The organism is Vibrio sp. Vb1026, assembly GCF_033338745.1.
GTDB classification, from domain to species: Bacteria; Pseudomonadota; Gammaproteobacteria; order Enterobacterales; family Vibrionaceae; genus Vibrio; species Vibrio alginolyticus.
In genome coordinates, this window is sequence record NZ_JAWOTH010000002.1 from 325,810 (window position 1) to 348,056 (window position 22,247).

20 protein-coding genes and 1 pseudogene are annotated in these 22,247 nt (G+C 46.5%); 10 read left to right on the forward strand and 11 right to left on the reverse strand.

What is annotated here, in order from left to right:
• Nucleotides 1-116: 116 nt before the first annotated feature.
• A complete protein-coding gene (locus R7E47_RS05350) occupies nt 117-788 on the forward strand; it encodes a cupin domain-containing protein (RefSeq protein WP_053304576.1) in 672 nt (223 codons plus the stop codon).
• A 73-nt stretch (nt 789-861) separates the two neighbouring features.
• Here R7E47_RS05350 and R7E47_RS05355 read toward each other — a convergent pair whose 3' ends face one another.
• Nucleotides 862-1,101 carry a YdcH family protein gene (locus R7E47_RS05355; protein WP_005373737.1) on the reverse strand — a complete coding sequence of 80 codons (240 nt, stop codon included), beginning with the start codon at nt 1,099-1,101 and terminating at the stop codon, nt 862-864.
• A gap of 228 nt (nt 1,102-1,329) precedes the next feature.
• Between R7E47_RS05355 and R7E47_RS05360 the strand changes: the two genes are divergently transcribed.
• Complete coding sequence (locus R7E47_RS05360) at nt 1,330-2,133, forward strand: SDR family NAD(P)-dependent oxidoreductase (RefSeq protein WP_318083933.1); 804 nt, start codon at nt 1,330-1,332, stop codon at nt 2,131-2,133.
• Between the two features lie 77 nt (nt 2,134-2,210).
• Here R7E47_RS05360 and R7E47_RS05365 read toward each other — a convergent pair whose 3' ends face one another.
• Together R7E47_RS05365 and R7E47_RS05370 are read right to left on the reverse strand one after the other, a co-directional pair.
• Complete coding sequence (locus R7E47_RS05365; RefSeq protein ID WP_258670477.1) at nt 2,211-3,113, reverse strand: LysR family transcriptional regulator; 903 nt, start codon at nt 3,111-3,113, stop codon at nt 2,211-2,213.
• An 80-nt stretch (nt 3,114-3,193) separates the two neighbouring features.
• On the reverse strand, nt 3,194-4,063 hold the full coding sequence (locus R7E47_RS05370) for a GyrI-like domain-containing protein (RefSeq protein ID WP_005387011.1): 870 nt from the start codon (nt 4,061-4,063) through the stop codon (nt 3,194-3,196).
• 125 nt (nt 4,064-4,188) lie between these two features.
• Between R7E47_RS05370 and R7E47_RS05375 the strand changes: the two genes are divergently transcribed.
• Both R7E47_RS05375 and R7E47_RS05380 read left to right on the forward strand, forming a co-directional pair.
• Nucleotides 4,189-5,337, forward strand: coding sequence for a PLP-dependent aminotransferase family protein (locus R7E47_RS05375; protein WP_017819834.1), 1,149 nt, complete (start codon nt 4,189-4,191; stop codon nt 5,335-5,337).
• Nucleotides 5,338-5,748: 411 nt separating this feature from the next.
• Nucleotides 5,749-6,777: a hypothetical protein gene (locus tag R7E47_RS05380; protein WP_318083936.1), complete on the forward strand. Its 1,029-nt coding sequence runs from the start codon at nt 5,749-5,751 to the stop codon at nt 6,775-6,777.
• 79 nt (nt 6,778-6,856) lie between these two features.
• On the opposite strand, the gene R7E47_RS05385 is transcribed toward R7E47_RS05380, so the two are convergent.
• Nucleotides 6,857-7,183, reverse strand: a complete 327-nt coding sequence (locus R7E47_RS05385) for a DUF4156 domain-containing protein (RefSeq protein ID WP_031778841.1) — start codon at nt 7,181-7,183, stop codon at nt 6,857-6,859.
• 224 nt (nt 7,184-7,407) lie between these two features.
• Between R7E47_RS05385 and R7E47_RS05390 the strand changes: the two genes are divergently transcribed.
• Nucleotides 7,408-8,118: a lipoyl protein ligase domain-containing protein gene (locus R7E47_RS05390; RefSeq protein ID WP_318057794.1), complete on the forward strand. Its 711-nt coding sequence runs from the start codon at nt 7,408-7,410 to the stop codon at nt 8,116-8,118.
• Between the two features lie 59 nt (nt 8,119-8,177).
• Here R7E47_RS05390 and R7E47_RS25500 read toward each other — a convergent pair.
• A pseudogene (locus R7E47_RS25500) lies at nt 8,178-8,255 on the reverse strand (VOC family protein); the annotation flags it as partial.
• Nucleotides 8,256-8,403: 148 nt separating this feature from the next.
• Between R7E47_RS25500 and R7E47_RS05395 the strand changes: the two are divergent.
• Nucleotides 8,404-9,951: a DEAD/DEAH box helicase gene (locus tag R7E47_RS05395; RefSeq protein WP_262665193.1), complete on the forward strand. Its 1,548-nt coding sequence runs from the start codon at nt 8,404-8,406 to the stop codon at nt 9,949-9,951.
• A gap of 104 nt (nt 9,952-10,055) precedes the next feature.
• Here the strand turns inward: R7E47_RS05395 and R7E47_RS05400 are convergent, their stop codons facing one another.
• Complete coding sequence (locus R7E47_RS05400; protein WP_262665192.1) at nt 10,056-12,935, reverse strand: amylo-alpha-1,6-glucosidase; 2,880 nt, start codon at nt 12,933-12,935, stop codon at nt 10,056-10,058.
• Between the two features lie 220 nt (nt 12,936-13,155).
• Here R7E47_RS05400 and R7E47_RS05405 point away from each other — a divergent pair, with 220 nt between their 5' ends.
• Nucleotides 13,156-14,067 carry a LysR family transcriptional regulator gene (locus R7E47_RS05405; RefSeq protein ID WP_005373761.1) on the forward strand — a complete coding sequence of 304 codons (912 nt, stop codon included), beginning with the start codon at nt 13,156-13,158 and terminating at the stop codon, nt 14,065-14,067.
• Here the strand turns inward: R7E47_RS05405 and R7E47_RS05410 are convergent.
• On the reverse strand, nt 14,020-14,955 hold the full coding sequence (locus R7E47_RS05410) for a LysR family transcriptional regulator (RefSeq protein ID WP_262665191.1): 936 nt from the start codon (nt 14,953-14,955) through the stop codon (nt 14,020-14,022). The two genes, R7E47_RS05405 and R7E47_RS05410, sit on opposite strands and share 48 nt — an antisense overlap.
• Nucleotides 14,956-15,155: 200 nt before the next feature.
• Here R7E47_RS05410 and grxB point away from each other — a divergent pair, with 200 nt between their 5' ends.
• Nucleotides 15,156-15,785 (forward strand): glutaredoxin 2, encoded by a 630-nt coding sequence (gene grxB, locus R7E47_RS05415; RefSeq protein ID WP_029825713.1) that lies wholly within the window; start codon nt 15,156-15,158, stop codon nt 15,783-15,785.
• A 10-nt stretch (nt 15,786-15,795) separates the two neighbouring features.
• Nucleotides 15,796-16,920, forward strand: coding sequence for an alkene reductase (locus R7E47_RS05420; protein ID WP_262665189.1), 1,125 nt, complete (start codon nt 15,796-15,798; stop codon nt 16,918-16,920).
• Nucleotides 16,921-17,004: 84 nt separating this feature from the next.
• Here R7E47_RS05420 and R7E47_RS05425 read toward each other — a convergent pair whose 3' ends face one another.
• Genes R7E47_RS05425 through R7E47_RS05435 form a run of 3 tightly spaced genes read right to left on the reverse strand, consistent with a single transcriptional unit; the run spans nt 17,005 to nt 19,382 of the window.
• Nucleotides 17,005-18,063, reverse strand: coding sequence for a zinc-binding dehydrogenase (locus R7E47_RS05425; RefSeq protein WP_318083941.1), 1,059 nt, complete (start codon nt 18,061-18,063; stop codon nt 17,005-17,007).
• A 4-nt stretch (nt 18,064-18,067) separates the two neighbouring features.
• Nucleotides 18,068-18,580 (reverse strand): 2,4'-dihydroxyacetophenone dioxygenase family protein, encoded by a 513-nt coding sequence (locus R7E47_RS05430; RefSeq protein ID WP_104976255.1) that lies wholly within the window; start codon nt 18,578-18,580, stop codon nt 18,068-18,070.
• Nucleotides 18,581-18,620: 40 nt separating this feature from the next.
• A complete protein-coding gene (locus tag R7E47_RS05435; RefSeq protein WP_115386514.1) occupies nt 18,621-19,382 on the reverse strand; it encodes an SDR family NAD(P)-dependent oxidoreductase in 762 nt (253 codons plus the stop codon).
• 131 nt (nt 19,383-19,513) lie between these two features.
• Here R7E47_RS05435 and R7E47_RS05440 point away from each other — a divergent pair, with 131 nt between their 5' ends.
• Nucleotides 19,514-20,536, forward strand: coding sequence for a helix-turn-helix domain-containing protein (locus R7E47_RS05440; protein WP_115386513.1), 1,023 nt, complete (start codon nt 19,514-19,516; stop codon nt 20,534-20,536).
• Nucleotides 20,537-20,556: 20 nt separating this feature from the next.
• On the opposite strand, the gene R7E47_RS05445 is transcribed toward R7E47_RS05440, so the two are convergent.
• Nucleotides 20,557-21,990: a PLP-dependent aminotransferase family protein gene (locus R7E47_RS05445; RefSeq protein WP_080996739.1), complete on the reverse strand. Its 1,434-nt coding sequence runs from the start codon at nt 21,988-21,990 to the stop codon at nt 20,557-20,559.
• Nucleotides 21,991-22,247 lie beyond the last annotated feature (257 nt).

Genomic DNA, 22,247 nt, shown 5'->3' on the forward strand with positions numbered 1-22,247 from the left:
CCGATTTCATGTTCGTACTCAATCCATGAATTAGGCTATCAACAAATGAATCAATTGATGTTTTTTAAACGTATACTAATGAGAATTAGTAATTAAATAAGTAACGGAATTTCAATATGTTGAATATGGATTTTTCAAAAAGAATCGTGATAGATACTGCTCAACAGGAATGGATCGCCAGCCCTTCCAAAGGTGTGTGGCGCAAACCTTTGGAACGAGAAGCCAAAGAATCAGGGCATACCACCAGCGTCGTTAAGTACAAGCCAAATTCGCAGTTTTCGACTCATCCTCACCCTCAAGGAGAAGAAATATTGGTGCTCGAGGGAGTATTCTCTGACGAATACGGTGACTACCCTGCTGGCACTTACCTTCGTAACCCTCCAGGAAGTCAACACGCACCATTTAGCAAAGAAGGCTGTGTGATTTTAGTTAAACTAAATCAGTTCGAATCTGAGGATCTTGAAACAGTTCGCATTAATACAAACCAAGCGAGCTGGCAGAGTGGTGTCGGTGGGTTGCAAGTCATGCCGTTGCATAATTTTGAGCACGAACATGTCGCGTTGGTTAAATGGCCAAAAGGTGAGAAGTTTCAACCACACCGTCACTTTGGTGGTGAAGAAATTTTCGTATTGTCAGGAGAGTTTAGAGACGAGCTAGGTACCTATCCCGCTCTCTCTTGGATTCGAAGCCCACATATGAGTGAGCATTTTCCTTTTGTAGAGCAAGAAACGATCATTTGGGTAAAAACTGGTCACCTGCCGCTCCAAGCTCCTGCTCAGCACTCCTAGTGTTTGCACACTTGGCATCGTCCATTGGAACTAAAATCGGCCCGCAATTTACGAGCCGATGATCATTTCGTCACTAAGAACCCATTATTCGCGAGTGGAGCCAGTCTTTGAGCTCAGCCCGGTTATGTTTTAACACGTTCATTTCGTGATCATCAATCGGGCTTCCTTGAAGTTCTAGTACGCGGATTTCCTTATCTAAAGCATTGTAGTTTTTAACGGTTTCAGCAAATGATGCATCGTTTTCGGTAAGCTGAGTAATGGTATCCAAATGTTCTGGGAATTCATGAGTTAATGAGTGATTTTCACCTAACATAGAGACCTCTTGGCTATTATTTGAGTACAAAATAGTGCCTAATTTTTGAGCACCACATGTATAACCGTAGCATCTAATGAGACGTTAATTCGTCGCACCGTCCACAAAAAGAACAACAAAGTTATTTTCAATTTTTCCTAGAAAGTGTTTTCTTTTTAGTCTCAATAGTCGAATGCAAAAGATGCCACTATGATCGTTCTATATTAACCCTCAACAATGAGAGCGATCATGCGAAAGACAATTCTAGTTACTGGATCTACTGACGGTATTGGTTTAGAAACCGCGAAAATGTTAATTAACCGTGAACAACACGTAATAATCCATGGCCGGAATATAGAGAAAGTTCAACAAGTTGAGCAAAGTTTGAGGGAGATGAAAAGTGGTAAAGTTGAAAGCCTTGTTGCTGATTTATCCTCTCCCAATGCGGTAAAACAGATAGTGATGGAGATAACAGAACGGTTCAATCATTTAGACGTCATCATTAACAATGCTGGTGTGTACGCAACACCAAATCCAAGAATTAAAGAGGGTCTTGATGTACGCTTCGCAGTCAACACCATTGCTCCCTACTTACTCACTAGAGAGCTATTGCCGTTGCTCGGAGATACGGGTCGTGTGGTTAATTTGTCTTCAGCTGCACAAACAACAGTAAACACTAGCGCTTTACTCGGTAACAAACCATTGTCAGATGGCGAAGCATATGCCCAAAGCAAATTGGCATTAACGATGTGGTCACGAGCAATCGGACTAAAGCTTAAGAACACTGGCCCTATGTTGGTATCAGTAAACCCAAAATCATTCCTAGGTAGTAAGATGGTTAAAGATGCTTATGGGGTTGCTGGTGGTGATATCCGCTTAGGAGCAGATATTCTAACTCGCGCTGCGCTATCAGAAGAGTTTGCTCAAGCGCATGGTATGTACTTCGATAATGACATTGAAGCATTCGCGCCCCCACACCCTGATGCAGTAGATCAAAGCAAAACACAGCAGATAATTGATACTATTGAATTAATCTTAAGCAAACTCTATTAATAACAATTAAGAATTATCTTGAGGTTCGTTTTTATTCGGACCTTAAAAACAATGTATTCGATAAGTGAAACTTGTTATCACTTTTCCGCAAACTCCCAATAAGGTGGCGTGCCATAGTATTCAGCAAAGTAATCAATAAAGGCACGTACCTTAGGCGCAATTAAACGAGAGCTTGGGTACACAGCCCAAATCCCAGCATCCATCGCTAAAGGGTGATCTTCGAGTACTTCCACTAGCTGACCACTTTGTAATTCTTGATAAACACTCCAAACCGAGTTGATAGAAATACCTAACCCGTTTACCGTCGCGTCTCTCATCGCATCACCATTATCGGTTTTAAAACGACCAGAAGTTCTTACATTGAACATTCCATCTTTTGTATTGAATGACCAATTATTCATTCCAACTAAGTTAATACATTCATGATTCGCCAAGTCTTGGGGCTTGTTAGGTCTCCCAAATTGTTCAATATAATCTGGTGATACAACGATAATACGACGATCTGGCGCAAGCTTTCTTGCGACCAATGAAGAATCTTTCAACTCAGCGACACGAATGGCGACATCAAAACCTCCCTCAACCAGATCCATAATGGAATCAGAAAATCGGCAGTCCACGGTTAACCCTGGGTAACGCGCCATAAAACCTTTTAATGCGGGCACAATATGCAAGCGACCAAAAGTTGCAGAGGCGGTTATACGTAATACTCCCGTTGGCGCGCTCTGCCCTGAGCCAACAGCTCCCCTTGCTGCCTCCACTGTTGCAAGGACCTCCTCCGCGTGAGGTAAAAATGCCTGCCCCTCTTCAGTTAAGGAAACTTTGCGTGTGGTGCGATGAACTAAACGAACTCCTAAGCTGTCCTCAAGTTTATTGATGTGTGCGCTAGCGACAGCAGGAGAAAGTCCAAGCTCCTGACCAGCCATGCTGATGTTGTGTGTCGAAGCCAAACGGACAAATAGCTTTACATGATCGATGTTCATTTAATTTTCAATTATTTGTAAAAAATCACCATATAGAGCTTAGCATTTTCTTCCTTACGGATAGTAAATAAATACTCCAGTTAGAAAAAGCTGATGGGCAGATAGAAGTCCAGCTCAAACGCCTCATCATGGCTGAGGAAATGGTTTTTATGATAGTGAACATAAGCGGGAGTAGAACGCTGCTTAAAGCCTGAATTCGGCAACCACTTCTCTAACACCATACTCAATTGAGGAAGAAGCTCTCCATATACCCCTGTTAAGCGAAAAACAGCATGCAAACCACCCGGAATCGTCATTTGATTCACGACACCGCGTACTTTAAGCGGCTTATCAATCGCCATACAAGCCACATAGCGACACTTATCGAGCTCGACCCAAGCGGGGTTGGAGTGATGCAAACCGTATTGAACCGAAAAGTCCCGATTCTCAGAGCTTGCCCACGCCTTCAAAATCAGCCACGCATTGCGAATGGAACGGCTATAACCCTCATGCCGCACATAAGCCGCAAAGCGTTGTGGAACCTCCATAATTTTAGGTTCTGGCAACTCGCGTTTCGCAACCCGATGATAACCCGCAGCCACTTCCGGATCTTTTAGATACGGCTTTTCTGCGACTTGTAAATCATGCTTTCGCCACGCACCAGGAGACATAGCGAACGTTGCTTTAAACGCTCGGCTAAAAGAAGATACCGAGCTAAAGCCGCACTTGTTAGCAATGTCTAACACCGATGAGCTGGTATCAAACATCAGTTGATTGGCGGCGTATTCCATTCTTGTGCGACGGATATATTGATGGACAGACTCCCCTACCACATCTTTAAAAATACGATGGAAGTGCTGTTCAGAATAGGCTGCTACATCTGCTAGCTCTTTAGCCGATAAATCTCTGCTAATGTCCTGGTGAATGTAAAACAGCACGTCATTGATTCTGGAAACTTGTTGATGGCTCACGGAGTAAACTTTCGCTTAAATAGCATAAATGGACACATTTAACAGCATAAATGGACACACCAAGCTTGGCAATTTACCTATACTATTTCTGACATAAAAAAAGACAATTACGAGAAGCACAGCACATGGAAATCGCACAGTCATTACAACAAACTAAGTCATCCTACATCCGAGAGATCCTCGCAGCAGCAAGCGATAAGAACGTCATTTCTCTTGCTGGTGGCTTACCGGACGAAAAAACCTTCCCGATCGACTTAATGAAACCGACGCTAGAAAACCTCGCGAATATGCCAGAGGTGTTTCAATATGGCGCAACAGCAGGCTACGCACCGCTACTTAATTTTTTGACCGATTATTACCAGCTGCCAGAATCTCATTTGGCGATGATCACAACGGGCTCTCAGCAAGGGCTAGATTTGATTGCGCGTGCGTACGTGAATCCGGGCGATAAAGTGGTGATGGAAGCACCGAGCTACCTTGGTGCTATGCAAGTATTCGGTCTAGTGCAAGCCAACATCGTGACCGTTTCACAAACCGAGTGTGGCCCAAACCTTGAAGAACTCGAACAATGCTTTGCCACGCAGCAACCAAAAATGTTCTACGCCGTACCCGATTTTCACAACCCAACGGGCGTATGCTGGGCGCTAGAGACTCGCCAAAAAGTTGCCGAGCTTTGTATACAATACGACGTGGCGTTCATTGAAGACGCACCATACCGCGAGCTGCGTTTTTCTGGTGAAGCGCTTCCACTGGTTTCGGACTTCTGCCCACAGCACTCCATCGTATTGCGCTCTTTCTCCAAAATAGCTTCACCAGGCTTGCGTATTGGTGTAGTTACGGGCAAAAGCAGCTACCTTGAGCCACTCATCAAAATTAAACAAGGTGCCGATCTGCACTCTAGTATTCCTATGCAAGCTTTGCTGCATGGTCTGCTGCAACATGACAACTTCGAAACGCACATTTCAACCATCTGTGCGCTTTACAAATCACGTTACGATGTCATGTTTGCTGAGCTGCAAAAACAGCTGCCAGAAAGTTGCGTACTCAAACCCGTCGATGGTGGCATGTTCGTTTGGGTCGAGATTCCAGAATGCGACACCTTCGAACTGGCGAAAAACCTTCTCGCAAACTGGGTTGCCGTAGTGCCGAGCCCGGTCTTTTATCCAGAAGGTTCAAAGGTAAAAGCCGCTCTGCGTCTTAACTTTACCAATGCTACACCAGAAGAACTGACGACAGCTGTCTCTCGACTCGCGGATGTCCTCAACACGTTGTAATTGAACGCGAGTGTAAGAACCTGCCTTTGAGATTCAAAAAAAGTCTCAAAGGCAGCATCAAAAAAGTTCCCCAAAAAAATTTATATTTTTCCTTCAAATCAACTCTCTACAGTAAGTGCCTGTTTTCTCTTGAACCTCTCACTCATATAAAAATGAGAACTCAATCACGTATTTGATGGTTAGAAAAGTTACGTCTATCTTTCAGTCAAAGACATCAACTTCGCAGCGTTAATGCTCTCAATTTCAGACACTTTATCAATCGTGGCTTAGCGGTTGATAAACGACTAAAAAAGCATCTGTGGGCAGACCCACTACGAAGGGTTGACCAGAACCATTCTGAATGTCGCGAGCCAATCTTTTGATTGGCAATTACGTCAGTGAATCGCACCAAATGACAGAGGGGTTATCAGGATGAATACTCGAACCACGACAGGACTCGTCACCATCGGCTGGTCCGTTACACTTTCACTTTTTACCGCATTCGCCGTGTATGCCAATACGTCGCCAAACTGTAGTAACGTATTAGCGGGCAACACAACCGCCGCATCGCAAAAAATGATGGTTTTATTGGGCGAAGACATCACCAAATCCAACCGTATAACTACGGTGATTCCAGCCGAAAACAATCCATTTGTGACCGAAGAACTGGTTTCGGTTTCTAACGACGTATCGCCAAACGGTCGTCTTTCACAAAAGAGTTTGGAAGAGATTCGGAAAGTCCGCTCAAATCTAGAGAAAGCAGCACAGGAAGTAAGCCGATTACAGGGCACTTTTGAAGTGGCTTTCATCAGTTTGATTGATGGTTACTGCCAATTTTCTAATCATAAACGTACTCAACATGCCAAAATCGACTTTGACCATTTGGAAGGCCTCACTTTGTATTCAATCCCCGCTTTAATAGCAATGGTCGATCAGTCGTACTCCATGGCAAAGAATCGAATCGCTAATGAGCAGAAACAGTTAAGCGACATTGAAAAAGAGAAACAGCGGCAGAAACAACAAGCAACCGCGGCAGCAGCCGCTCGTTACCAAGACGGTAACGTACTCGTAAGAGTCGAGAACTTTGATGGCGCTAATGTGACATTTTCCGTTACTAACATTGGTTCACAAGGATCATTACAACCAAATTTCAACACGTTTAATGCATATCGCACAGAAAGTGGAGAATTAATCTACAAGTCAGAATCTTTACTACACCTGGCGGATACTGCAGGTAACACACTTGAAACAATGGGTATCGCTGAGCTCTCATCACAAGGTGGAAGTGACATATCGATCTCTCCTGGAGAAACCCGAAAATTCGTTACTAGCATTGCTTCAGAAGTCGCGCCACATACGCAGTTGAGCTTAGAGTTTCCAGCCAAAGTGCTTAATACCGAGCGAGACTTTACATTGTCGTTCTCTGATACATCAGCGGTGGCGACAGCAAACGTCAATTAACGCAAAGTCTCCAGTATTTGTAGAGCGCATCAAAGACAGGCGAGCAGCGCCTGTCTTTCAATTATGATCAAGCCAATAGCTACTGTTTGCACTTGTAAGCATTTGCAAACATCGTCACTGACGTAGAAAAGCTCAACGGTTGATATAAGTACAAGGTATCTGCGCCTAAATCCGCCGCCTTGAGGCGCATTTGGTTTAACGTACCCCAAACCATGTCTTTATCGGCGTGAAGCCAATAGTCGTAAAAGTGTCCTTCTGAGCCGATCACGGTACCCATTAGTTCACAGTTTTCAATCGCATTCACATTGTCCCAAAGCACCTGTACTTGCTCAGATTCTTGAGTTGGGAACGTCACACATCCCGTTAATGATGCCGCTAACGCGAGGGTCATCACTCGCTTTTTCATACTTATATCGCCAAAAAATTTCATAGATGGCAGATTTTATGAATGGCTGATGTGATGACTAGCAAAAACTTTTTATCGCGTGTTCAAGCAAACTTAATGGACAACGGAAAAGACTCAAAAGGTGATCATGCAACTAGCGAGCAAAAACCTAATCACTCAAACCTAGCAATAAAGCTGTATCTGAGATACAACAGTAATGATTAAATAGCCGCGAGGGATAGAGTTTGGTTGCTAAAAATAAGCTAATTCGCTACACAGCTACGGAAGTCGCTGATGCATTTGACAAAGAAGATGAGCTCATTAAACAAGTTCAGTCCAACCAACTCTCGCAAGTGCTATTGCTTTGGCAAGTAAAAAGTCCAACGCTCGTGCTTCCCGCGGGTAAGAAATGGCCAGTGTCTAATGAGTTAGAACATGCGTTAAATACGTCTGGCTGGAAGCTCTTTTCTCGTAAAACCGGTGGTGCCCCAGTCCCTCAGGTGCCAGGTATTATCAATCTATCCCACATTTACCACTGGCCAGAAGGCGAGCCTTACAACATCAAAAAAGCGTATCTCGATTTATGTGCGATATTAACGGTTTTCTTTAAACAGCTCGGCGTGAAAGTGGATGTTCATGCTACGCCTTATTCTTACTGCGATGGCGAGTACAACCTCAACATTGGCGGGCAAAAAGTCGTGGGAACCGCGCAGCGCGTTTTACTGAAAAAAGGCGGTGGGCAAGTAGTGTTATCACAAGCATGCATTCTGATTGATGCCGACGTCGAGAAGATTGTCGAACCAGTACGAATGTGTAATCAGTTTTGTGGTCATGACGATGATATTCGTGGTGATGTCCACACACCGCTCTTCCATCATATATCCGACCGCCCGTCGGTAGATTCGCTCTTTCAGCAATTGACGAGTGCGTTTTTAACGCATGCAAAAGCGGAGTAATGAAAGGAGCAAGCCTCCCCCACACTCCGAACAGCATTTGATAAACTAAAACTGCATACCGTGATAGCGATGTAAGAATGGGCATCGCCAACGTAAAACCATTCAATCGATCGACCAAACCAGTTATCAGTTTTGCCTGCCAAAAAGAAATGAGATCCAGTTCAAATATTTATCCATGACGGAATTAGTTGAAGCCTGCGCGTAAAAGCCTCAGAATGTCGCACTTTTCGCACCGATTTATTTTCGGCGCGTTGTTATCTAACTCTACAATTGAGAATCATACATATGGGTTTTACCTCGTTAGGTCTATCTGCTCCAATCCTTAAAGCTATTCAAGAGAAAGGCTACGACACCCCTTCGCCAATTCAGGCAAAAGCAATTCCTGCTATTTTGGAAGGGAAAGACGTAATGGCAGCAGCGCAGACTGGTACAGGTAAAACTGCAGGCTTTACGCTACCGATTCTTGAGCGTTTATCGAACGGCCCTCGCGTTCGTGCTAACCAAGTTCGTGCACTTATCCTGACGCCAACACGTGAGCTTGCGGCTCAGGTGCAAGAAAACGTGTTTATGTACAGCCGTCACCTTCCACTAAGCAGTGCAGTTGTTTTTGGTGGTGTGAAGATCAACCCGCAAATGCTGCGTCTTCGCAAAGGTGCGGATGTGTTGGTCGCGACACCAGGGCGCCTGATGGATTTGTACAACCAAAATGCGGTGAAGTTCGACCAACTGGAAGTGCTAGTGCTGGATGAAGCAGACCGTATGTTGGATATGGGCTTTATCCGTGACATTCGTAAGATCCTAGCTCTGCTACCAAAACAGCGTCAGAACCTACTTTTCTCGGCAACTTTCTCGGATGAAATCCGCGACCTTGCGAAAGGCTTGGTGAACAACCCGGTTGAGATTTCAGTGAACCCGGCAAACTCGACGGCGAGAACGGTTGAGCAAAGCATCTACCCAGCAGACGTGAAAAAGAAAGCACCGATGTTGGTTAAATTGATCAAAGACGGCGATTGGAAGCAAGTGCTGGTGTTTACGAAAACGAAACACGGCGCAAACCGTCTAGCGAAGTTCCTGATCGAACAAAACCTACCGGCTGCTGCCATCCACGGCAACAAGAGCCAAGGCGCGCGTACCAAAGCACTGGCGGATTTTAAATCGGGTGAAATTCGTGTGTTGGTCGCGACGGACATTGCTGCGCGCGGTATCGATATTCCTCAATTGCCGCAAGTGGTGAACTTTGAGCTACCTAAAGTGGCAGAAGACTACGTTCACCGTATTGGTCGTACTGGCCGCGCGGGCGAAGTAGGTAAAGCGATTTCACTCGTGTGTGCGCTAGAAGCATCTGAGTTGTTTGCGATTGAACGTTTGATTCAAGAAGTACTACCACGTAAAGAGCTGGAAGGTTTTGCGCCAACCAATGTGGTGCCAGAATCTAAACTGGATACTCGCCCAATCAAACCGAAAAAGCCTAAGAAGCCGAAAAAACCAAAAGACGCCCCAGCAACCAATAAGAAAGCAGGCAATGGTGCAAACAAACCTAAGCGTCGCTTCAACGGTGGTAACAACGGCAACAAAAACAGCACCAACCAAGGCGGTGTGGGTAAGCCTAAAGGTAACCGTGAAGGCCAAGGTCGTGCACACAGCAAACCAGATGAACGTAAACCTAACGGCAACAAGCCAAATGGCAATAAACCGAGTGGAAATAAACCAAACGGTAATAAGAGTGGCAACGCTGGTAAACCGTCTGGTAACCGCAAGCCAAACAATGCTAAGCCTGCAGGAAACAAACCGTCAGGTCAGCGCCGTAAACCTCGTCCGCAGGCTGCAAACTAATCTGTAAACGGCCACCGATAGCAAATACAACAAAGCCGCTGATAATCTCAGCGGCTTTTTTTCTTAAAACACAGTTTTTTAGAATACAGCTTTGTTAAAACAGTCTACATTAAAGGTGTGATTCGAATATCTGCGATTTGCGCTTCGTTCTTTTCACCCTCAATACCACCAGCGTAGATGTAGGTTTCATTCGATTTGAGGTAACTCATATTGAAGTGGTCCTTCAGCGCGATCTGATAGGTTTTTCCCTGCTCCAACGCTACTTCAATTGGCGTTGAGTAACGCATACCTTGGTTTTCACCAATATGGCCCATCTGCAAGTAACCTTGGCCAACCACCTTACCTGCATCATCCAATACCTCTAACAATTTCACGGTGTTCGTGATGCCAGTATTAAGTTGCCCTAGGTTATTGTTGTACCAAGCATCGAACTGGTAAGTGCCCGTTACAGGGGCTGTAAACGACTCTGCACCTTTTACGATGCCACTGTCTTTACTCACCGTAACCACTGAGACATTGTCTTTGAGTGGCTGATATTCGCCATCAAGTTTGATGCGGATCTCTTCACCGACACAAACCGGTTGGCTTGGGTTGGAGCGGAAGCCTTTATCGTTAATGCTTTCAGCCAAATAACAAGCAAAACCTGTTGGCGTATCGGAATAAGATTGAGCAATCACGTTCTTTTGAATCAGCTCGCCATTGCGATACAAGTTCACGTTGTACTTACTCGTCACGTCAATCGAAACCGAATTATCAACGCTTTTTACCACCAATGTTGGCTCTTGCGGAGAATAAACGCGACTATCTTCACTTGCGTACGGTTTCACACCAGAAACTAAAGTAATGCTGCTATCTACATTCACAAGCGCGCCCAATGTCACGTGGAAATGCCCCTCATCGTCCATCGTGACATTTTCAACTGGGTAGTAACCTGTGTCATCTTTGCTTACTTCAGGCAAGTCAATCGTTACCGAGTAGTTCTTTCCTTTGAAGGCAAAGTTTTCCAACGTGATTTGTTCAGACTGAGCCAACAAGTTATTGCGCACCCAACTTGTGATAAACGGCTTCACTTCCAACTTGCCCGTTTCGGTATGGATGCCGAATAGGGTCTCTACCACCATGTTCAAGTAGCCACCCACAGACCAAAGCTGACGCTGAGAGTTAATAACTGGGCCATCCATGCTTGGATCTTCACCATGATCACTATGGATGATGAATGACTTACCAGAAAGCCACTCTAAGTTTTCCATGTTGGATAAATTAGTTGCCGTGCCACGAACCAACGATTGAATGGCATTGTTCGCTGCTGCCACATTTTGTGTTTGATGCGCGGCGCGCAAGCTGTACGCGGTAACAAATGGCCAAATTGCGCGATTATGGTACACAGGCACGTCCGGTTGTTGAGGGAAGTAAACCGGCACGCCAAACTCACTGTGTGGGTAATTGGCCATGATTTGTTTCGCCTGCGCATCACTTGCCACGCCACTGATGATCGCCAACGCTTCGCCCAACATGTCGTATTTGTCGACCGCGATGTCTTTGCCATTGTCAAACAAATAGCTTACGTACATACCGCGTTCGGCATTCCAAAACTGCTCGTTGATAGCGGTTTTTAACTGCTCAGCCCAATCGGTGTATTTGACCGCGTTGGTTGAATCGTACTTCTCTGCCAACTTAGCCGCGAGCTGAATCGCGCGGTAGTGAGCCACGTTTGTCGATAACGCTTTGCTGCTCCCAATCGTATTGACATCGTTTGGCGTCCACGTTGAATACGTTTGCTCACGCCAATCGAGGAATGATTGCTCACCAGTGTATAAACCGGATTTCGCATCAAAAGCCGCCAGGCGATCGGCTTCAAGTGTATTACTGATAGCGTTATATGCGCGCTCAGCAAATTGGTTGTACTCTTCCCCATCTAATGCCGAAAGTAAGCGTTCAGCACCAAGCGCCCAAGTCGTGCGGTCGGTACTGATTGGCCAACTGCCGCCCGTGCCCGTGTCTTGCACAATCTGCTCGCCATCGTATTGCTGATCGGTCGTGTCGCGGAAAGCAGACAATTTGAAATTCAAACCATTTTGCACGCGAGTTGGATTCATCAATGCAAGCGAAAGGTCTGCTGCGTACGCCAAATCACGCGTCCATACGTAATGCCACTTCGCGCCCGTCTCAAAAACTTCCGCTTTGATTGGGTTGTTGTAGTTGTAATTGCCGTCTTTGATTTCAGAAACGGCAAGCTGGTCTAGCTCTTTCATCGTCAATGCAAACAACGCGTCAAACGCGACATCACCCGACACCACTCGCGGCCCTGTTTGCTCATTAATCACTAAGCCTTGGTCGAGCGCATCACGCAATTCTGTCGTCGTTGAAATACCAAATTCACGCAGCTCCGCTTTAGGATCTTTCACCGAGAAAATCACGGTATCACTCGAGTCATCGTAATTGGCGAACAGTTTCACTTCTTTGCTCTGATGCCCTTCATGCACCATTGCAGGGTCGAGAATCGCATCAGAGTAGTATTTTTCCGCTTCTTCTTGCGTTGCTTTCGTCACAGTCATTGTCGCGCGACTTTCATCGGTAAAGCTCACAGAAAACTTGTAATACCCTTTGTCTTCAAACGTGATCTCAGAGTTGCAATCATCGTTCATACACGCTTCATTCGTGTCTGGTTTTGGTAGGTACTCCTGAGCTTTATCGAACGCCGCGGGCTCCTCAAAGTAGGTGTATTGGATCTGCCAACCCGGATCAGCAATCTTGAAATGATTGCTACCTCGAGCGACGCGCAGTACGGTTTCGTACTCGTTATTACCCAAATAGTTTAGCTTGGCATGCTCTGCCGTGCCCCAATCCCCATTTAAACCACGTAAATATAAGTCGGCTGAAATAATTGGTTTGTCGACTGACACTGGCGCATCAGAGGAATCTGACCCACATCCAGCAAGACCAATACAAGACGCGACAGCAAGCGCAATAAAACTCGGTTTCATGTTCATCCCTTAGATTGTTGTTTTGGCGACAGTCTAAAGAACACCTTTTTGAGGAGAAAATAGGAAGTCAGGAGCGAGCTATAGATAACATCTATACGTCAGACCCCAACAGTGATGTAGATCTATGAAATGCGCATAATTTCAATCAAATGAGATTACAGATTTGTGATTTATAAATGAAATTGTGCAAAATACCCCTCGTTCTTAGAGGGGAAAGAAAATGGACAAATCTCTGCAGCAATTTTTACTGGTTGCACGCTGCCAAAGCATCAGTGCTGCGGCAAGAATGGCAGGGTTAAGCCAGCCAACGGTAACAAGCAATTTAAAGAAGCTGGAAGAGAATCTCGGCGTGACGCTGTTTGAACGTCATCCTAATGGCATGGTGTTGACCGAATACGGACGCATCCTCTATCGCCATAGCAACGCGATGCAGCATGAATACAACCAAATGATGCAAAGCATTGATGAACGGAAACAGTATCAAGTCGGAAAAATTAAAATGGGTACTGGCGATGCGTGGTGGCCGCTGTTCGTCAAACAAGCACTCAATGAACATCTGACCAAGCAGCCATCGGCATCTACACACGTCGAATTTGGCAACCACTTAGGCTTGATGGATTCATTAATCAACGAACAGATTGAATTCTTCATCGGCCACGAGATTGTCGGCTTGTCGTCTAAATGCGATGTTACGTTTATTCCGTTATTTCAAACGGTTGATGCCTATTTTGTTTCCCCAAATCATCCACTGCTAGGTAAAACCGTCACCGAAGAGATGCTGCACGAATACCCCGCTCTTTCGGTCACTTATGACGCTAAGAAATTCGCTCACGTCATCGATAACCCAATCCCGAAACAAAATGAACGCGAAAGGCAGCAACTGGATGACAGACCGACTTACGAAGTAGATTCTCTGCTCGCCAGCATTGATGTACTGAAAGAAAGCGTCGCGGTGATGTCTTATACTCGCCATCTGCAACCGTATTTGGAATCCTTTGGCTTACGATGCTTAACCATGGAAAAAGAACCAAACCCTGGCACCGTCGGGATTTATCGCCACCGCCGAGAAACCTCCGAATCGCATCTAGAGCTGATTGCTGGCATCACTCAGCGCGCTAAATTGCTCAACTAGAAAGTCCAAAAACAGGCGAACTCTTTTCGGTTGATATTGACGGCTTTGATAAATGACATGCAGATCCGCTTCAGCGCCTTGCGAAAAGGCGCTGAAGTTTTTCATATACCCATCCAAAACCGTTACTAAACATTGTTGTTTGAGGTCTTGCTGAATATCTAAAATCGATTTCAACGCAATCCCCGCACCGTCCAACGCCCATTGTCGAATCACTTCACCGTCATCAGAAAAGCGCTTCGGCGTGACCGTGATCGTTTGGTGAGACTCTTCATCTTTAAAGTGCCACGTTTTTAATTCTTCATTGCTGCGCACCATGGCTAAGCAGCGATGATCCGCGAGATCTTGTGGACAGTTTGGGACACCTTGCTTCGACAAATAGTCAGGTGATGCGCACAGCACGCGTTGACTCGACGCCAGCCTGCGCGAAATGAGATTGCTGTCCGCTAACTCGCCATAACGAATCACCAAATCGAGCCCCGATTCAGCCAAGTTCGATAAATTGTCATTAAGATAAAGATAAGGCGTCACATCCGGATATTGCTCAGAAAAAGCCGACACCATCGGCGAAATAATTTGTTTGCCAATATCTCGTGGAGCTGAAATTTTCAACGTTCCGCGCACTTCCGAAATACCCGTTTGCAGCAAGTTTTCCGTCTCTTTCACGCTATCAATGATGTTCAGACAAGCTTGATGGTACATTGCCCCTGCGTCCGTGAGTGATACGTGGCGTGTGCTTCGGTTGAGCAGCTTTACGCCATAGCGTTCTTCTATCGCTTGCAGCCTTGCCGTTACCGTCGCCGGAGACAAACCTAACTCCCTTCCCGCCGCTGCCAGACCTTGATGTTTAACGATGCTGACAAACAACGTCATATCCGAAAACTTATCCACCTTCGCGCCCTTATTATTTGGAAAAACTGAATAATCAATTCAGATATAACCCAATTATCAAATTAAGTCGAATCCATATACTGACCCTATCGACATTGTTTAGACCCAGAACGTTATGTGACAGGGCAAAGTTAAACGCCGTAACGCTGTTCAACGCACAACAACACGCCCTACCCAGCCAAGAGAATAGGAAACAAAAAATGAAACTGTACATTTATGAACATTGCCCCTTTAGCGCCCGCGTCCGTTTTGTCGCTGGCATGCTGAATATTCAGCTCGACGTCATCAACATTGCTTATGACGACGAGAGCACCACCACAAACATCATCGGCGCAAAACAAGTTCCTCTTTTGATCAAAGACGATGGTGAAGCGATGGCGGAAAGCTTAGACATCATCAACTACTTCCTTGAATTGGCATCTTCCAATGAAAGCAGCCAACCCTCAGCGCCGGTTTTAGACTGGCAAAAACAAGCGTTTTTACCGCTACAAAAAGTCGGGTATCCGCGTTGGTCAAACATGACGTTACCGGAATTTGCAACAGAAACCGCTAAACAAGCATGGCGTGCAAAAAAAGAAACCGAAGCGTTAAATTTTGAAGCCTTGATTAACGATACACCTGCGATTGCGAAAGAAGTCGCCGCTTTGATAGAACAAACCAAACCCTTGCTCAACCTAAGTTCAGAAAAGCAAACGTCACTGGTTGACCAAGCCATTATGTTCTCTATTCTACGCGGTTTTTTCAGTGCTCCCGAAGTGCAATGGGATCCAGCCGTACTTCATTGGATGGCAACCGCTCGTAAAGCGACCAACGTGCCAGTACTTATCTAAGGAGCGCAACATGCAACAAAGATCAAATAAGCTGTTTGAACCAGCTCAACTGAAAGCGTTGTCACTACAAAACCGTATTGTCATGGCACCAATGACTCGCGCACGCACCACTCAGCCGGGCAACATCCCGAATGAGATGATGGCAACGTATTATCAACAGCGCGCTTCTGCCGGGCTGATCATTTCCGAAGCCACACAAATTTCGGACGATTCTCAAGGCTATTCGTTCACCCCTGGCGTTTACACCGATGCGCAAGTGGCGGGCTGGCAGGGTGTGACCCAAGCGGTCAAATCACAAGGCGCAGCGATGTTTTGTCAGCTATGGCATGTGGGCAGAGTGTCTCACCCAACATTCCAAAATGGTGAACAGCCTATCGCGCCATCTGCGCTCGCTCCGGTAGAGACGCAAGTTTGGATTGCAGATGAACAAGGCAACGGCAATATGGTCGATTGTGTTGAGCCTCGCGCCATGACACAAGCGGATATCAACCGAGTTGTCGGTGATTTCGCGAACGCAGCCAAACGCGCTATTGAATCGGGTTTTGATGGTGTAGAAATCCACGGCGGGAATGGGTATCTGATCGATCAGTTCTTAAGAACCAACTCAAACCATCGAACAGACAACTACGGCGGTTCACGAGAAAATCGTATCCGTTTTCTTATCGAAGTGGTGGATGCAGTTATCGCCGCTGTTGGTGCGCATCGAGTTGGAGTGAGATTGGCACCATTCATTACGTTTAAAGATATGGACTGCCCAGATATCGTGCCAACAATCTTGGAAGCATCAAAACAGCTACAGGAGCGCGACATTGCCTACTTGCACTTGTCTGAGGCCGATTGGGCCGATGCACCAACGATTCCCGAGACGTTTCGAATCGAACTTAGAAAGCGCTTTCGCAACGCTATCATTGTCGCAGGTCGCTACGATCCTCAACGAGCAAACGAAGTGTTAGAGAAAGGCTACGCGGATCTTGTCGCATTCGGACGACCATTCGTAGCAAACCCAGACTTAGTCTCTCGCTTGCAACATCACCATCCGTTGGCAGAACTCGATGGCTCAACGTTGTTTGGCGGAAACGAACGAGGCTACACCGATTACCCTGCTCTGCAACAGGAATGCGCAGAACAGGCCTAACAAAAAAAAGCCCCAACCTAGCTGCTACGGTTGGGGCTGTCACCAAACTAAAATTGGTTTTGGCTGGCTTAAGCTGGCTAAGAGTTAAATCACTTCTAACGCGCCGCTGCGCCAAGGTTCGATCACCACTTTGATGTGATCATTTGGCGTCATTAACTGTGTAAATGCGTCTTCGACACCGTCGATTCCCACTTTGGCGGTGAGCATTTTCTGCCAAGGCAACGTATGTTCGGCAATCGCTTGTAGGCATTGCTCAAACTCGTGCGGTTGGTAGTAGTAAGAGAATCTCAAATCGAGCTCTTTTACCGTCGCGTACGCGTAGTTGATGATTGCGGGTGTAGTATGGATACCCGAGATGACGATTCGCGCTCGGGCAGGAGCGCGGCGCATAAAATCGTCAATCAAGGTATGCTTACCCACACACTCATAAATGACCAGACGTGAGTTCATCGCGTACTGCTCACCAACGGCGATCTCGTCTTCCTTGGTCGGGTTGATCAATCGATTTGCGCCAAACTCGCTGGCAAGTTGCAGCTTTTCTTCCTGAAGATCGACCGCAAGAATATTGCTGACGCCACGTTGTTTCAGTGCAGCAATCACAGCCAGCCCTATAGGACCGCAACCGACAACCAGCGCTGTTTCTTCCGTCTCGATCTCACTGCGATTGACCGCGTGCAAACCGACCGCCAGTGGTTCAGTCAGTGCCGCCGCCTCAGATGGCATTCCGTCTGGCACAGGTAGCAATAACGCTTCATCAAGCAGGAAGTACTCAGAGTAAGCGCCATAAGTACCCGGAGTAACACCAACGCCCGCGCCATTTTGGCTGAGCAACATCGGCACTGAGGTGACTCGGCTACCAACGGACAACGTTTGCTGCGTATCGGCACCGTATTCGATAATTTCCGCACAGAACTCATGCCCCAACATCACTTGAGCGTGCTCACCGGCTTCATCAGGCATCAACCCGAGCTGGTGGAATACATCAAATACCTCATCCGCGTGTCGAGTAATGTGAAGGTTGGAGCCACAAATGCCACAGGCAAGGCTGCGAACCAACACTTGTCCCGCTGCAGGTTTGGGGATTTCGACTTGCTGCAGGCGGACACTACCATCCTGCATTATGATACTGTTCATCTGTTGCATGGGGTTACTCCGCTAGCTCATCGCTTAGGCCAGCAATCGCACCCGGTTTGATGTAGCGCGCGGTGAAGCCTTGTGCTTTCGCTGTTGCAATAACAACTTGCTCAATCCAACCTGCATCCATGATGTTGATGAAGTTACCCTCGTCGTCAAAGTTAATGTTCGCACCTTGGATCACCATAAAGCCATCTGCACCACCCGACTCTTCTGGACAGTGAAAGGTATGAATCGAACCGCCCGGCTCATATAAGTAGCTACCAGAAGTTTGGACTTGATCTGGGTACTCAATGTAGTGCCAAGCGCCACTCAGCGTATAGAAATGCACCACGCCAGTGTGGAAGTGCTTAGGCAGAGTGATACCCGGTTTGAATTTGGCACGAATCACCCAAGTACCGTTTTCTGGGTCAAGAAACAACGGGTAAACATCCACACCCGGTAACGCGTCTTTGATGAGCGACTCCTCATTGGTATTAAGAGTTAATAAGAAATCTTGGTGCTGAATAACTTCTGGTAATGACATAACTTACATCCTCGCTATTGCTGTAATGTGGCGTACTCGCCTATCCCATAAGTGGGTACTTAAAATTCTCGAAACCGTCAGATGCGCAGATGGTACAACCGTTGATACAGTTGGCTTTCTCGCTGACCAGAAACGCCACCACATCAGCAATCTCTTCTGGTTGTGTGAAGTTTTGACGCATCTGTTCTTTGCGGATGTGGTCCCACAGGCCAATCTCTTCGTATTGCCTTAACATCGGAGTATCAACGCGTCCCGGAGCGACAGCGCAAACACGAATACCCAATGGTGCGAGTTCTAATGCGGCGCATTTGGTCATCATATCGACTGCGGCTTTACTGACGTTGTAGGTAAAGGTCATCTCAGACGCCATTCGTGCGTAAACAGAAGAAGTATTGAGGATCACGCCCGGCGTGCCTTGCGCTTGGAATTGTCTTCCAGAGGCAAGAATGCCGTAGTAAACGCCATTTTGGTTGACCTTAGAGATCGGCTCAAAATCGGCAATTGGATCGTGGTCAAGCAGAGGTTTCGGTGCACCGATGCCCGCGTTGTTAACCATGATGTCAAGCGAGCCAAACTGTTCAACCGCGTACTTCACCATAGCTTCAACTTGTTGGTAATCGGTGACGTCCGCGACAAAGGTTCCCAACTGCTTTGGGTCAAAACTTGTGTACATTTGCAGTGATTGTTCTGAAATATCGACAGCAAGCACTTTGGCTCCTTGCTCTCTCAGCTTTGCAATGATGGCTTGGCCAATTCCACCAGCCGCCCCAGTCACAATGGCCGTTTTATTGATAAGTTCCATACTGCTTCTCACCCATGCGTTGTTGTTATCAAAATGTAACCTAGATCAACTCACTGACACTCACTTGACCTTTTGCGAAGTAAATTTGATACATTGCGATTTACAACCTGTTAACATTTAAAGATCGAGACATGTATATCGTACGAAGTGGCGCTGCCGATAAATTTGATAGCTTGGTTTCCGAACTGGGGCAGAATCCGGTTGAGATTATGGCTGCCGTCGGGCTGTCTGCGGCGCAGTTTCGCAATCCCGATACGTATCTCGCCTACCCTAGGCTGGCTGAGTTGCTGGAGGAAGCGGCTGCTCGTTGTCAGCAACCGCTGTTTGGCGTGTTGCTCGCCGAGCGTCAAAACCTACAGAGCTTGGGAGACTTGCCAATGCTGGTTTCCCGGGCGCAAACGGTCGGTGAAGCCTTGGCGCGGGTGAATGATTTTCTCTATCTGCATTCGTCAGGGGTCACTCTCAACATGACGCCACAAGATGATTGGGTACGGTTGTCGCTCAATATTGATGTGCACAGCGAACGAGGTATCCCACAGCTGATGCAGCTCAGTGTGTCGCATCTGGCGATGTTTATTGCCAGTCTGCTTGATATTGAAGCAAGTCACTTCTCTTTACACCTCACCCAACACGCGAGCTTCGAGACAGAACAGAGCGAATTTGCCCAGCAGAGCAAACTGCGTTTCGGCGATAAGTTTGACGGTATCCTACTTAAAGCGACTCTGCTTAACGCTAGGAACCACCAAGATGAAGACGCACTAGAGCGCCATTTTCAACAGCACCTCAAAGAGCTGCAAACCCGTTACCCCAACAATCTCAGTGACCAAGCAGCAAACATGATTGGCCGTCTGCTCTCAACCGGAGAATGCAGCGTTGAGCGCGTTGCAAGAGCATTGGACCTGCATCCGAGAATGCTGCAAAACAAGCTGAAACAACAGGGCACAAATTATCGGCAGCTTTTACAACAAGTGCGTCAGGATTTCGCCGAACAGCGATTGCATGAGAATATCCAGAGTATTACCGATATCGCGTTGCAACTGGGCTATGCAGAAACTGCGGTCTTCAGCCGCCACTTTCGCCGTTGGACGGGGAAATCGCCGAGACAATGGCGACAAGAAAAAACTCAGTTACAAACGTTTAAGCCCATCAGATAAAAGCATAAATAACCTATCGCTCAGACCAAAAAGTGTGAGGTGGGAGGGTTGGTATCGAGAATTTCAGCAATCACAGATAACCCGTGTTTGATGTAGCCTCGGTTTGTTTCTGCTCCCAAGCTGATTCGCACGTAAGGCATTGGCTGATTTGTATCGAGAACAAACGGTTTATATCCCGTGATCTGCACCCCTGAACGCTTTGCCGAAGCAACCAGGTCATCGCTATTCCACTGCTCGGGTAGTCTCAACCAAATGTGCTGTCCATTCGGGTGCGAGCTATAAACATGCCCTTCTAAAGCGGCTTTTGCTATTCGCTGTCGCTTAGCAAACTCATTGACTTGAAAGCGAATAAGTCGATTTAACGTACCGTTCTCGATCCACAAATGAGCGACTTCAAATGGTAATGGAGTCGCGGACCAACTCGTTGCCGCTAAACGACCAATCGCGTGCTGCAAAAAATGACGTGGGACCGTCAGATAGCCAGTGCGCATGCCTGGCGCTACAACTTTGGTTAAACTGGTGACATAGAAAGCTTGTTCGGGTAACAATGTGGCAAGGGGTGGGACACGGTTAGGTTCTAGTGCTCCATACACGTCATCTTCAATGACATAGATGTCGTATTGCTGCGCAATATTCGCTATCGCCTCTCGGCGTTCAACATCCATATGCGCACTAGTCGGGTTAGCCATGCTCGGTGTGCAACACAATACCTTGATTGGTTTGTGTTTACATGCCCATTCAAATGCATCCGGCGTTATACCAAACTCATCCATTTCAAGTGGTTGCAACTTAAATCCAAGCATTCTCGAGCGAGAGATCAAGCCATGATCAACCAAGTGACCACAAGCAACTAAATCGCCGTGTTCAACAACTGTGCTTAAAGCCAACGTTAAACCATGGCATGCGCCATTTGTGAGTAATATTTGATCGGCACCCACATCCAACCCTTGGCTACTTAGAAATCGTGCTCCTGACTCAATATGATGAGGCTGACCTGTTACCGGCTTTGCTTTACTGATCAAACCACGATTGTTTGTTTGCCCAGCAATCTCCATTAACGCCTGATTAAAAAGCGTAATGTGGCGATCGGTCACCACTGGATGTGCAATCGACATATCAATTTCATCCGGCGTTTCTTTCATCTCTTGTGTCAGCATGAACTCCGTGTCCGTACTTTCATCCACAAAACCTGATTTGACAAAAGTACCATTCCCAACCCAAGACTCGATCGCCCCTTTTTTCTCTGCATAACCATATGCATGGCTCACCGTTTGTACGCTGACGCCAATTTGCTCTGCAAACTCACGATGTGTGGGTAATCGAGTCCCCGGTTTTAGATAACCACTGCGGACACATTCGACAAGATAGTTACCAATGGAGATGTATTTAGCGGTGCCTGGCCGAATGATCGGGTTCAAAGAAATTGTCATGACACAATATTTTAATTGATTCATTTTTAACGCTCATTGTAACTTCCATTTAACAAATGGCGAACTTTAACTCACAAAACGAGGTGAAATGCACAAAAATAAACCACAATTGTAATGATTGACATGAAATGTATGGGTTAAACAAACATGTTAAACAGCATCGTTAAATCCAAATACAACCCCAGAGGTAAATTGCAATCATTTTTAACGCAGATCTGGCTAGCTGGTAGAAGGTAGAAATACCTCAGCGTCTCCGAAGGCCCATAAGGCGTCGGATTTCT

Excerpts from the sequence above, each read along its gene's own strand:
- R7E47_RS05350 (WP_053304576.1), top strand. The coding sequence starts at position 117 with ATGTTGAATATGGATTTTTCAAAAAGAATCGTGATAGATACTGCTCAA.
- R7E47_RS05355 (WP_005373737.1), bottom strand. The coding sequence starts at position 1,101 with ATGTTAGGTGAAAATCACTCATTAACTCATGAATTCCCAGAACATTTG.
- R7E47_RS05360 (WP_318083933.1), top strand. The coding sequence starts at position 1,330 with ATGCGAAAGACAATTCTAGTTACTGGATCTACTGACGGTATTGGTTTA.
- R7E47_RS05365 (WP_258670477.1), bottom strand. The coding sequence starts at position 3,113 with ATGAACATCGATCATGTAAAGCTATTTGTCCGTTTGGCTTCGACACAC.
- R7E47_RS05375 (WP_017819834.1), top strand. The coding sequence starts at position 4,189 with ATGGAAATCGCACAGTCATTACAACAAACTAAGTCATCCTACATCCGA.
- R7E47_RS05380 (WP_318083936.1), top strand. The coding sequence starts at position 5,749 with ATGAATACTCGAACCACGACAGGACTCGTCACCATCGGCTGGTCCGTT.
- R7E47_RS05385 (WP_031778841.1), bottom strand. The coding sequence starts at position 7,183 with ATGAAAAAGCGAGTGATGACCCTCGCGTTAGCGGCATCATTAACGGGA.
- R7E47_RS05395 (WP_262665193.1), top strand. The coding sequence starts at position 8,404 with ATGGGTTTTACCTCGTTAGGTCTATCTGCTCCAATCCTTAAAGCTATT.
- R7E47_RS05400 (WP_262665192.1), bottom strand. The coding sequence starts at position 12,935 with ATGAAACCGAGTTTTATTGCGCTTGCTGTCGCGTCTTGTATTGGTCTT.
- R7E47_RS05405 (WP_005373761.1), top strand. The coding sequence starts at position 13,156 with ATGGACAAATCTCTGCAGCAATTTTTACTGGTTGCACGCTGCCAAAGC.
- grxB (WP_029825713.1), top strand. The coding sequence starts at position 15,156 with ATGAAACTGTACATTTATGAACATTGCCCCTTTAGCGCCCGCGTCCGT.
- R7E47_RS05420 (WP_262665189.1), top strand. The coding sequence starts at position 15,796 with ATGCAACAAAGATCAAATAAGCTGTTTGAACCAGCTCAACTGAAAGCG.
- R7E47_RS05425 (WP_318083941.1), bottom strand. The coding sequence starts at position 18,063 with ATGCAACAGATGAACAGTATCATAATGCAGGATGGTAGTGTCCGCCTG.
- R7E47_RS05430 (WP_104976255.1), bottom strand. The coding sequence starts at position 18,580 with ATGTCATTACCAGAAGTTATTCAGCACCAAGATTTCTTATTAACTCTT.
- R7E47_RS05435 (WP_115386514.1), bottom strand. The coding sequence starts at position 19,382 with ATGGAACTTATCAATAAAACGGCCATTGTGACTGGGGCGGCTGGTGGA.
- R7E47_RS05440 (WP_115386513.1), top strand. The coding sequence starts at position 19,514 with ATGTATATCGTACGAAGTGGCGCTGCCGATAAATTTGATAGCTTGGTT.
- R7E47_RS05445 (WP_080996739.1), bottom strand. The coding sequence starts at position 21,990 with ATGAATCAATTAAAATATTGTGTCATGACAATTTCTTTGAACCCGATC.